Annotated in this window: 8 protein-coding genes and 1 pseudogene; all 9 read right to left on the reverse strand. The window is 39.4% G+C overall.

Features of this window, described 5'->3' with window-relative positions; all coding sequences use genetic code 11:
• On the reverse strand, nt 1-654 hold a 654-nt coding region (locus AAC037_RS08555; RefSeq protein WP_339902592.1), incomplete at its 3' end, for a rhamnogalacturonan acetylesterase.
• Between the two features lie 56 nt (nt 655-710).
• Nucleotides 711-2,423 carry a RagB/SusD family nutrient uptake outer membrane protein gene (locus AAC037_RS08560; protein WP_339902593.1) on the reverse strand — a complete coding sequence of 571 codons (1,713 nt, stop codon included), beginning with the start codon at nt 2,421-2,423 and terminating at the stop codon, nt 711-713.
• 26 nt (nt 2,424-2,449) lie between these two features.
• On the reverse strand, nt 2,450-6,016 hold the full coding sequence (locus AAC037_RS08565; RefSeq protein WP_339902594.1) for a TonB-dependent receptor: 3,567 nt from the start codon (nt 6,014-6,016) through the stop codon (nt 2,450-2,452).
• A gap of 123 nt (nt 6,017-6,139) precedes the next feature.
• Nucleotides 6,140-7,210 carry a FecR domain-containing protein gene (locus tag AAC037_RS08570; protein ID WP_339902595.1) on the reverse strand — a complete coding sequence of 357 codons (1,071 nt, stop codon included), beginning with the start codon at nt 7,208-7,210 and terminating at the stop codon, nt 6,140-6,142.
• Nucleotides 7,211-7,326: 116 nt separating this feature from the next.
• Entirely contained in the window at nt 7,327-7,923 is a 597-nt protein-coding gene (locus AAC037_RS08575; protein ID WP_339902596.1) for a sigma-70 family RNA polymerase sigma factor, read from the reverse strand.
• A gap of 321 nt (nt 7,924-8,244) precedes the next feature.
• Nucleotides 8,245-9,300: a prenyltransferase/squalene oxidase repeat-containing protein gene (locus AAC037_RS08580; protein ID WP_339902597.1), complete on the reverse strand. Its 1,056-nt coding sequence runs from the start codon at nt 9,298-9,300 to the stop codon at nt 8,245-8,247.
• A gap of 235 nt (nt 9,301-9,535) precedes the next feature.
• Complete coding sequence (locus AAC037_RS08585) at nt 9,536-10,354, reverse strand: ferritin-like domain-containing protein (RefSeq protein WP_339902598.1); 819 nt, start codon at nt 10,352-10,354, stop codon at nt 9,536-9,538.
• Nucleotides 10,355-10,378: 24 nt separating this feature from the next.
• A complete protein-coding gene (locus AAC037_RS08590) occupies nt 10,379-11,080 on the reverse strand; it encodes a ferritin-like domain-containing protein (RefSeq protein ID WP_339902599.1) in 702 nt (233 codons plus the stop codon).
• A 295-nt stretch (nt 11,081-11,375) separates the two neighbouring features.
• Nucleotides 11,376-12,183: pseudogene (locus AAC037_RS08595) on the reverse strand (hypothetical protein); the annotation flags it as partial.

Raw genomic sequence — 12,183 nt, forward strand, 5'->3', positions numbered from 1 at the left:
AGGCCCTAATTGATTTAAATAATCCGTGATCATTTGATTTAAATCTATCATTGGAACACCTGCTTGTTTAGCCGCTTCGCGAGAGGCCAATACATAGTCACCGTGCGTATCTACGAGCTGTTTTTCTGCATTAAATTTCCTGCGGGCTATAGAGGTAGCTATAACAGGAAAAGCACCATGTTCTTCGGCTTCCTTTGCATACCGAATTAAGTTGTCTTTATACGCTCCGAAAGCTTCAGTATATCTTGTGGTATCTTCTACTTTTTCATCATTGTGTCCAAATTGGATGACAACAAAATCCCCTTCCTGAATCTCTTCCAATACTTTGTCCCAATAACCTTGAGCCCTAAAGTTTTTGGAACTTCTGCCACTTACCGCAAAGTTTCTTACTTCCGCATTGTCATTCAAGAATTCCGAAAGGGCCATGGCCCAACCCCTCCTTGGAAAATCTGGCCCTCCATACCTTTCCTCCATTCCTTTCAAATCGTAGTGACTCATAGTAGAGTCTCCAATACAAAAAACCTTAACCTCTTTTTGGGCACAACTGCATAAAAAGAGAATCAGGCCGTAAAACAGGGCTTTATATGGCAGCGTTTTCAAATGAGTAATCCGAGCCGCTAGGCCCGGATTTACTCGATTTTTATTTTTTTCCATAAATTGAATTAACAGTATAACTAGAAGTTTAAATTAGTATATGATTCATACCAGCTTTACCAACCCGGATTCTGAGATAAATTCGGATTTAGGGTCAACTCTGTTTGTGGAACACTCTCAAGATAGTTTCGCCCGGGAATAAAATTATACCCACTTGACAATTCAACTTGTAAAGGATCTAGCAAACCATTTTCATCAACTACCGGAGACTCATCTGGAAATTCCATACTGCTGAAAGGATAACCTTTGGGACGTTTATTGAGAAACAATTCATGTGCTGCCCATCGCTTCCAATCCTGCTCTCTTAGTACTTCAAAGGCCAACTCAACTCTTCTCTCCCTTCTTATCTCATAAAGGGCATCAGAGATAGGATATCCATATTCAATTTTATTTGGATCTGCATCTTGAGAAAGCACTTCGAAATCAGGCATTCCTGCCCTTTCACGCAAAAGGTTTAGCTGATCATAAGCTACCGTCCCATTCAATTCTTCCAATGCTTCCGCATAATTTAGTAACACTTCTCCGTACCTAAAGATAATTCGCCCAGCGTCATTGGCATTGGCATAATCTAATTCTTGCTCGGGGTTAGCGTATTTTTTCACCTGAAAGCCAGTAGGGTTATTCTCTCGACTCCCTGCAAATATTGGTGGATAATCAAATACTACATCAGATGGATAATGTTGGACATCTCCGGGAATCCAAATACTTTGTCGCAACCGCAAGTCAACTTCACTAGCCAGCATCTCTAAAAAATCATTGCCTTTAATATCTTGGGCAATGGACAGATAATCAATAGGCTCTCCATCGCTTCCTAAATGTGAACTCACATACTCCCAAGTGGCGCCAAGTTCTGAAGGAGTTGTGGTATTGTAATAATTTTGATTGTGCCCAATAAATTCCCCAATATTATAAGCCCTGTATAGCAATACCTCGCTGACAGCACCCATATCACCGGTTTTAAACAGGTCAAAATAATCTTGATCAGGATTTCCCGTCGAAAATATGCCCACATTGTAATCGCCATTGATCAATTCATTTCCCGCATCTACGCAAGCCTGAAAATATTTATCAGGATCGGCACCAGCAGTACCAAATTCATCATCACCATGGTATTTCTGCCAAGTTCCTTCAAACAAAGCCACCCGGCTTTTAAAAGCCAAGGCAGCTTCCTTATTGATTGAATTATTTCCCCACGGAGCTTCATCTCTTTTCTCAAGGTTAATTATGGCCTTATCCAATAAGGACAAAATTGAATCTACTACTACAATTCGAGAATCCCGAGGTTTGATTAATTCTGCTTCATCATCGGGAGTCAAGGCATGGGTATACCAAGGCACATCACCATAGGTTTGTACCAAGTCAAAATAAATCCAGGCCTTAAAGAACTGCGCTTCACCCAGATATTGTTTCCAAGAGCTGTATGGGTCTTCACACTTATTATAATTGTCAAGAAAAATATTGACGCTCCGTACAGGAGCAAACCCACTTTGCCAAGAACCGGTAGACAAGGTCGTTTCCCCATTCAAAATGGAGTTTGCTGTCCGATAAGTTACATTGGTGGTTGCCGCCTCACGTCCTGCGGTGGAAAGGTTGTTTTCATGGTAAGGTAAGCTTTCATAAAACCTTGCTGTATAATTTTTTAGATCTACGGATGACTTCCAATAATCATCAATACCTATTTGGTCCAAAGGGGGTCTGTCTAGAAAATCCGTACAAGACCAACCTGAAAATAATGTCAATATAAAGAATATTTTTATAGTGCTTTTCATAGTAAATAAGTTTTGTAAAGATGAGATTAAAAGGTCACATTCAAGCCCATGGAATAAATTCTATCTGCTCGATAATCCTTCCCTGTACTCGTACGATACCCTCCGGAAGGCAAGGTCGGATCCATGCCCACCGGCAAGTGATCAAAAGTCAAAAGGTTGGAACCTGAGAGGTAAACCCTCACTTTACTCAATCCAAATCTACCAATCACATTATCACTTAAACTATATCCAAGCTGTACATCTTGCAAACGGATATAAGCAAAATTACCCAGATAACGTGAGTTATACGTCTGATTTTTTACATTCGACAAATTGTCCTCATAGGGACGAGGATAGAAAGCATCTGTATTGATATTGGCCTCACCTTCATACAAACCTACATACTTGGTACCCGGAGTATCTCTGTAGTAATCCAAGTGATCCCATTTTGGTTGTGACCAATTTGCACGCCTAAAACCATAATACGCATAATCATTATAGTTCATGCCTTTGTCCCGCTTGGCAGTTCCTTTCCACAACATGGAAAAGTCAAAACCCTTATAATTGGCTCCAAGATTGATCCCAAACTGATAATGAGCACTTGAGTTACCTAATAACATTAAGTCCCCATGGTCATCTATAGTATTCTGACCATTGTTGATCACTCCATCTCCATTGAGGTCATCGTATTTTACATCACCGGTATTCCAAATATTATAAATAAATGACTGATCTGCATGATTGTCAATTTCTTGTTGTGATTGAAACAATCCATGGGATGACCACCCCCATATATCTCCAACTTCTTGTCCTACAAGCCATGAGCCAAGATACCCTGTTGGATTGTTGTATTCTGTAATAACTGCCTTCGCATCATACAAGTTGAACCCAACAAAATAACTTAAATCAGAATTGACATATTCTTTCCATTTCACGGAAAGTTCCCAGCCTCTAGTTCTTAATGAGGAGTTGTTGGACCTTGGAACAGAGGCTCCAAGTACCCCGGGCAATGCTTCTGAGGGCCCTATCATATCGGTCGTATTTCGCTCAAACCAATCAAAATTAACGCCTAGCTTATTGGCCATAAAAGCCATATCCAAACCAATATTTGTAGTGGCTGCCTTTTCCCAAGTCAATGATGGACTGACCAAAGAGGGAGTTAAAGTGTAACCTACCTGACCGGTTTGATTGTATCCCGGGAGCCAGTTTAAAATATTCTTAGACAATTGAATTAAAGCAAGATCTTGATAAGCAGAAACATTTTGGTTTCCTAATTGTCCCCAAGAACCACGCACTTTTAAACTACTAAAAAAATCTGATGTTTGGCCCCAAAAGTCTTCATTGCTTACTACCCATCCTGCAGAAAAAGAAGGGAAAAAGCCCCATCGCTTGCCTTCCAAGAAACGAGAAGTACCATCATACCTTACATTTGATTCTAAAAGGTACTTTTCTTTATAATTATAAGTAAGTCTACCAAAATACCCTTCAGTGGCCCATTGGCTGAGGCCTTCACCAATGGATGGATCGCCTGTAGCCGTATTTAGTGAAATAATGTTCGGAACAATTAGATTCCTGGCCTGTGCATCCAAGGAGCGGTATTTTCCAGTTTCATATTGCCCACCCACCATGGCCATAAAATTATGTGACTCATTGAAACTCCACTCATATGAAGAAAAAATATTAGAGCTCCAATAATAATCACTGCGATGGTATTCATTGACCTGACTAGCCACCCAAGAACCTGTTTGTTCACCTGTGAGCCAGTTTATTTGACCAAACTCCCTGCCATCATGAAGTCCATAAAAATCTGTAGATTGATAGGCAAAATCGGCATTAATTTTCCACCCTTTTAAAGGCCTCAATTCTGTCCCAATGATTTGCCAGTTCTCCGTAGTTTCATCATCACTTGCCCCTGCTTCAAAAAAACTTTTCACACTACTCTGTACCTGATTCCCAAAACTGTCATACACTGCTTGTTTTGGTGCAGTATTATAAATTATATGGAGGAGTGCATTATAAGAATCACCTGACTCAGGTCTTGCACCCGATGGGAAACTTCTGTTGTTTTTCATTAAGCGGGTTTCAAATCTCAAATCCCACCAATCGGTCAAAGAGGTTTTAATTTTAGCTGTAAGATTATAGCGTTTATTATAATCATCTGCCCAAGTGAACGAGCTTACTTGGTTTGTGAATCCTGCAGACATATAATAGGAAGTTTTTTCCGAACCTCCCTGAACGGAGAGATTGTGGGACTGACCTACATTCGGACCTGTGGCAAGATCCCAGAAATCATTGTTGGCATGGCCTTCACCATTTCCTCCTGCCCAGCCACCTCCAACTGTAGGAAATGCTGCCCAATTGGTGATATTTTCAGCAGGAAAATCTGCAGGAAACTGAGATCGAATATAATCATAATCGCCATTTTGATATGCGATCACCCTATCAATCGTTTCCTCGCTAAATTTAAGGGTGGTACCCTTATTCAAAGCAGCCTCGTTTAGCACGCGGGAATAAGTATAGGAGTCCAAGGTTCCTGGAAGTTTCGCCGGGGTTACCAAATTAACGCTCCCCGAGTAATTGACCGTTAATTTAGAATCCTTTTTTCCGGATTTTGTGGTAATCATCACCACTCCGTAAGGGGCCCTTGCACCATATATGGCTGAGGCGGCTGCGTCTTTTAAAACGGAAATAGAGGCGATGTCTTCCGGATTCAAAGAGTTCATGTCCCCAGGAAATCCATCGATAAGGATATAGGGAGCTCCACCATTCAATGAGCCTATGCCACGAATATCGATTGAAGCCTTGGCACCTGGTTGATAACCATTGGCATCGAATCCAAAATTCAAACCCGGAGAAGTACCTATTAACAATTGCGAAACATTGGCCGCATGACGGTCCTCTAGCATGTCATTGGAGATAACATCCACGGACCCTGTCAAATTAACTTTCTTCTGCGTTCCATAGCCTACAACAACCATTTCTTCTAAAGAGGCCACACCTTCACTTAAAACCACATCAATTGTACTCCTCGAACCTATGGTAATTTCTTGGCTATCAAATCCTATAAATGAAAATACCAAAACACCACCTTCCGGTGCAACTATGGTATAATTCCCATCTATGTCCGTAGCTGTTCCTTTTGAAGTTCCTTTCACGTAAACCGTTGCTCCTGGAATAGGGTCCCCATTGACATCGGTTACCTTACCAGCTACGGTTACCTCAACGGCAATTTCTTTTACTTTGACATGTTTCTTTGCGATTTTTACACTAATTCTATTGTCTACTTGCTTGAAAGAAAGGGTATGACTGGCTGCAAGGGACAATAAAACATTTTCTAAGCTTTGGTGCTCAACTTGAAGATCAACTGGTTTGGAATTTTTCACCAGTTCTTGGTCATAGATAAACGAAAATTCGGTTTGACTTTTGATCTTATTAAAGGACTCTGCCAAAGACGCACCCTTAAGATCTAGGCTCAAATAAATCTCGCTGATATCCAACGAGCTTTGCCCCTTGGTAGGGGATGCGTACATTAGGTTTAAAAACAACAGCTGTAAGAAAAAGCCGTATAGGTAATATTTCCCCACCATACTAAGTACATGTAATGATTTTTTCATAAATTTGAAAGTTTTACTGTTATCAATGGCATTAAAACGATAGTCAGAAGGTAACCTGAGAGCTTTCCTTCTTTCTGGAATTGGCCAATGAACTGCTATTCATTGGCCTTTTTTTTTCATAGGCTATTCACTTTTTTTAAATTGAATTTTAACTGCTTTACTTTTTATTGAGAAATCGAAATTATAAGCATAACCCAAACTCTCTAAAACATCTTTGAGATAGGTGTTTTTTTTAAATTCAGCAGAAATTTTTAAGTTTTTTGGGGCGAAATTATTGATTTCTATTTCTGCGGCATACCAGCGTTCTAGTGTCCGAACAACCTCTTGAAAAGGCATATTATTAAACACCAAGACCCCATCTTTCCAAAAAAAGGCTTTGTCTAAGTCAAATTTCCCTTTCTTCAACTGACTATTCTCTCCAATCACCGCCTCTTCACCCGGAATCAATTCTAGGGATTGATTGTCCTTGGCTACATTTATCACCCTCACCTTGCCTGTGGCCAACTGTACCTGCACCCAATCATCTTGATAAGAATTAATGTTAAAAGATGTTCCCAATGCAGTAGTAATCAAATCTCCACTGTGTACACGAAAAGGCATGCTGTCAGAGGCAACCTCAAAAAAGGCTTCTCCTGACAAGAATAAGTCCCGATGAAGTTGACCAAAGCCACTCTTGAAACGCAATTCACTTTCTGCATTTAAAACCACATTGCTACCATCAGCAAGTTGTAGGGTGGACTTCTGACCTTTGGGGTTGGACTTTATTATCCATTCGCTGGCTTGGGGGACTACACTAATTGCCTCTTTATTCTCCTCTGTCACAAATACATAAAACAGTGCAAATGAAAATGAGACAATAAGCGACAAGCCCAAAATAAGCCTTATCCGATTTTGAACCCCAACAGTATCAGAGGTATAAGTATAGACTTTTGTACTTCTTCTTTTTTCGTCAGAAATATCTATCCTACCTTGAATGGCCTGAAATGTATTTTCTTTTCCCTTTTTAGTCCAATTTGAAGTTGAGGCATCTAATTCCAACAGTATCGTTTTGGCCTGGCTTAATAACTCAATCTTGGAAGGGTTTGAGGCAATCCATTCCTGCCAGAATTTATCCTGCGCGACATCTTCTTTAAGCACCCATTGCCTAAAAGATGTATCTTCTAAAAAGTCTTCAATTTTTTCGTAGAACTTCATTTACCAACGATCTATATAATAAAGAGGAAACTTGTTGGTAAATCTCATCATGGAATGATGATTTTTTTTAAAATAATTATTTAATTTTTAAAAAATCAAAAAAACATCTTGAGATCCTAAGCAAAAACACCAAAGAATAATATCACTTTGGCTGTATAATTAGAAGAGGTTAAAAATTGCTTCATGGACTTAAGTCCTTTTAAAACCAAGTTATATAGGGAGGGCACTTTTATCCCCATTAATGATGAAATTTCTTCATAGGACATGTCCTGCATGTATTTCAAATAAATTGCCTCTTTCTGACGGGTAGATAAATTGTCCAATGCAGAGGTAATTTTCATGCTGGATTCTTGAGTAATCTGGTTTTCAATCAAAATCTCCTGAAATGAGTCCTCCCAAGTTACACTTGAGTGATAATCTTCCAGCAACTGATGTTTTTGGTTTATTTTTAACCTTCTTACCAGCTCTCTACGAAAAGTAGAGAACAAATAAAACCTGATGGAGGAATGGATAACCAAGGTACTCTTTAGCTCCCAAAGTCGTACAAAAATATCCTGAATTACATCTTCGATAAGCTCACAGTCAGTTGTGAACTTTTGTCCATACTTAAAAATATCATCAGAATTTGTGGTGAAAATATAAGCAAAAGCTTGCTTATCGGCTGACTGAATCAAACCCCACAATTCATAAGAACTAAGTTGTTCGTATTTCATTTTATTTGGATTATAGGGTTTAAAACACTTAAAAATGTACATAAATATTTTAACTTCCAAATATCAAAATACATTAGCTTAAAAAATTGTTATTTCTTAAATCCTACCTAAGTCCATATCAGGTAGATCCCTTTCCCCCTTAATTTACCCCCTGACTACCAGAAAATAAGGTTGCACAGCCATTTCCCTGGGTTAATAAAAACGTAAAAAATGAGGTGAAAATAGTATTGAAAAAAGGTAAATTTTTAACATAAACTTTAAACCCTACCTATAGCAATATAGGAGTTAGCTTCCAGCCAAATAGAAATATCAAAACATTAGTTAAATAAGGCAATTATACGTTTTGTCCGGATCCATCAAATGTCCCCAACCATAAATTTCTTCATTTACTATTCCTTTTTGGGGTTTTAAATAGCCGCATTCCACCAGACCGGCAACATGAAAATAGACCGCATCAATATCAGAAGGACCACTATTGGGATAATGGCTAAAACCTCCATCTTCATTTTGACACTTTAATATCCAATTCTTGGCTTTCCGAAAAGCTTGCTTAATCTCCTTTTTACGCTGATTACTACCCACTTGCTTTAGAATAAATAGCGCATCAAAGACTGCATGAACATCCCAATCAGGTGGATTTAGGGACCAGGAACCATCTTCTTTTTGGTCATTCAATACTCGACCCACCATTTCTTCCGCCATGGGGGTTTCCTCTCCTATTAATCTGAAATAATGTGCAGCGTGAAAAGTGGAGGCCACATGATTGCCTATGTATCCGTCTTCCGTTTGATTTTCTCTCAAATAACGCCTCATTTTATTGTCAATATGAGGGGGCATTTTTTCGTTCCAAGCACTAAAAAAGAGCGCAAAGAAACTGGTTGTATAAAGCGGTAGCTCTTGAAAATCACCACCCTTAAAGAAATATTCAATCACAGGCATGGGGTCATATTTTGGCGCCACGCCCAATATTTTTAATGCCGCCACACTTTGAACCGTATTGTAGAGTTTGGCGAGCGGTGTTTCCATATCTCCCTCACCGCTGGGCGCATAAAATGCACCATCTTCCTTTTGGCAAGAGAGAAAGAAATTTATTGTTTCTTGTTCATAAGGCAACTCCCAACCAAAGGTTTTATGGATTACCACCGCATAGGTAGGTGCTGCAATTCCTGAAAATTTCGTATCAGAATTCCCCTCATAGCTCTTGGGCAAACCCGGACTAAATGTTCCATCATGATTAGCTGTTTTCTGAAAAAATGAACGCACGCCTTCAAGGATTTTTCTTTGATTGTCCAAGGCTAAAAACTCCAAGTCCCCCATAGCTACACCTCCTGTGACCACAGGGATTAATTGTAAGACTTTTCTTCGGCTAATACTCATTTTTTTTAATATTATATTTTTAAAAATATTGATTAATAAACTTTATGCTACCTCTTTTAAATTTAAAGTCAAAATATGTAAATTTTCCCTCATATTAGAACACTAATTCAGTATATTTTAAATAATAAGGAAAATACATTTAAAAAAATTATTAAAGTTAAAACAAAAAAAATGGTGCCATCTTCCAACAAAGATGACACCTAAGCACTCAACCCCAACTAAAAAATTTTATTGCTTACGCTAAGAACAAGGATGCTATACCCAATACTTGATCTTTGTTCAAAGGTTCATCCCAACCTTCCGTTACAGCTGCGGAATCAATTCCGGTCAATTGAGTTACATCTGCTCCTCCATGCATGACATTGTCTTCTCCTGAGTAGATGGCTTGTGTAGCAGCAGGCAAGGTCCCTATGGAATCACCGGTTATCCAGCCTTTTATGCTGTCCTGCCCTTTTTTGGTACGCAACCTTCTCACCATAGATGCATGTCTTGCTTCAACCGAATGAATGGACAAGGCAGCGGTAAGCACCACATCATTTTCCATCACATTTCCGGCTTGCCCTTTATAGGCCCTCACACCTGTATCTTCAAAAGCCTGTGACAAAGCCAAAAAAGTTGGATAATCAGTAAATGGAGAAAAATTTCCACCTGCTGTAAAATCAAATTCAGGTTCCATTACAGGGTCTCCGCCCAACACATTCCCTACAACTTCCGTAAGGAAATTAACATGCGCCAACTCATGGTCTCGAATTTTTTCAAAGATGGCAGTATCAGCTCCATCGATAACTCCTGCATCAATCCCCATTTGGTAATACCTGTATTCCAAATGTTCCAAAGTCAAAGCGTAATTCAATACACCGATCAGGCTCTCAATATCTGCTTTTGCTACTTTTGGCAAGGCAGACAATATTCCCAAAGGAACGGCTGCCATGGCCACTTTTTTACTCATATCCCCAAATCGGTGGAAGGCTTCTCTTCTTGAGAAAAACATTTCTTTTTCATCCGCATTTTTAGTATCCGGACACATTTTATCTAATAAATTCAATAAGTTCATGTCTATTTCTGTTAAGGTTAAAAATTAGCTTGGCAATTGACTGAAATCAATTGGTGTGGTCACATAATTGCTGGCGGCCGTCAATACTTCTGAAAAGTTGAGCGTACGCTCCAAACCATTTCCATCAATTATATCATCTCCCGCAAAATCCGCAGATCCGGGATTCAGTAAATCCCTAATGGCAGCAGCATGTCTTGCTTCTACAGAAACAATTTTTCCTGCAATAAGTAAATAACCTGCATCTTGAATGTGTTGGCCAGCTCCATTATAAGCAGCTACTCCTAAATCTTCAAAAGTTTTGGCTGCATTCAATACAGACATTCTATCATCAAAATTAATGGCGCTAAAGTCTACTTCTAAATCTTCAATGGCTGCACTTCCTAATGCTGCTTTAAAAAATTCTTTATGTGCTCTTTCATGTTTTTCAAGATCGCCCATAATCTCCTTCTCCTCAGCACTGGCATTGGCAAAATAGCCGCCTTGCATCACCGCTGCGTAAAAAGCTGCTTCCAGTTGTTCAAGTGCATAGGCATAATTCAATATTCCAATATCTCCGGACCCTAGCATCACTCCTTCTTCTTTCATGGGGGGCATGATGTCATCATCATCCTTACATCCAACCATAAACAATCCTGCAGCAGCAATGGACAATGAACCCTTTTGAAGGAACTTGCGTCGGTTGGCATCTTTCACCAAACCCTGCGGTTTAATCAAATCCTTTTTCATTTTTTTAAAGTTTAGGTTAATAACTTAGTTTCGTTTTCATCATTTTAGGTCAATCGAAAATTGGATTGATTCTTATGACTTATTTGACTAGAGTTACGAAGCTAGTTTGCAGCTTGGATCGAGCAGGATTGAATTTTCTTTTGAAAATCAGTAGAAAAACCAATGAAATCTCCTATTAACAACACCCAGAAACCTTCAATAGGTGGCTTTAGAGGCAATTTTAGCGGCAATAAAAAAAGATGTGTAAAAGAATAAAAAACTTCAAAAAACAAGAACAAGGTTAAAAATCACTCCCTCATTCAAACCCATGGTAAAGATACAAGGCACCATAGGTCCAATTTGGCCCAACCATTCCCGGGTAGTTAATTCTATCCATCATTAAAGCCACATATCGGAAAGGATAACCTTGGGGCAATTGAACGACATTGGGCCATACCCGGGTTCCGGAAGACTTATCCCAAGGAGGTAAATCCATTTTTAATGTACCAACCTCTTTTAAATCGGGATAAGTATAAATATAAATTTCTCTTTCTGAACTACCGGAAAAACAATAGCGTTCATTTCCAATTTTCTGTATAGAAGTTCCGGTGGAATTTTGTGCCACAGGTCCGGCAATTTTGATATAGCCCTTATCCCATTTGTCGGCCTCCATTACGATGGCTTTGTAGCCCCCCTCATTCACACAGGTTAACATCCTCCACTTTTTCGTCTCCTCATCATAGAGTATATGCGGATCCTCTATATCCCCGACGACTCCGAAAGCCCTGGCTTCCATAATTGAAAAACCAAACCTGGGATCCCTGCTACTCTGAATGGCCAATAGTTGTTTTTTCTCCAATTCAGGATTGGCATAAGCACTAAAACCTGTAGTCAGCCCTTTCCATAAATTATCATTTCTGTCAAAAATAAGATGTGAGGCAACTTCATTTCTCAACAAACCATCCCCCCTATCGAAAAGAATGACTCCCTCTAACTTGATGTCAAACACGGAGGGATTCATACTAAAAACCCCCTGAATATGATGAGGCAAAGCGCGGCCTCTGATGGACATGGTGTACCAAAGGCGCCCTTGATCCAGCAAAGGCGATCCATCTTCATAGGTT

Origin of the sequence: uncultured Cyclobacterium sp., from assembly GCF_963976465.1 — a bacterium.
In the GTDB taxonomy this organism is placed as follows: domain Bacteria; phylum Bacteroidota; class Bacteroidia; order Cytophagales; family Cyclobacteriaceae; genus Cyclobacterium.

Excerpts from the sequence above, each read along its gene's own strand:
- AAC037_RS08560 (WP_339902593.1), bottom strand. The coding sequence starts at position 2,423 with ATGAAAAGCACTATAAAAATATTCTTTATATTGACATTATTTTCAGGT.
- AAC037_RS08565 (WP_339902594.1), bottom strand. The coding sequence starts at position 6,016 with ATGAAAAAATCATTACATGTACTTAGTATGGTGGGGAAATATTACCTA.
- AAC037_RS08570 (WP_339902595.1), bottom strand. The coding sequence starts at position 7,210 with ATGAAGTTCTACGAAAAAATTGAAGACTTTTTAGAAGATACATCTTTT.
- AAC037_RS08575 (WP_339902596.1), bottom strand. The coding sequence starts at position 7,923 with ATGAAATACGAACAACTTAGTTCTTATGAATTGTGGGGTTTGATTCAG.
- AAC037_RS08580 (WP_339902597.1), bottom strand. The coding sequence starts at position 9,300 with ATGAGTATTAGCCGAAGAAAAGTCTTACAATTAATCCCTGTGGTCACA.
- AAC037_RS08585 (WP_339902598.1), bottom strand. The coding sequence starts at position 10,354 with ATGAACTTATTGAATTTATTAGATAAAATGTGTCCGGATACTAAAAAT.
- AAC037_RS08590 (WP_339902599.1), bottom strand. The coding sequence starts at position 11,080 with ATGAAAAAGGATTTGATTAAACCGCAGGGTTTGGTGAAAGATGCCAAC.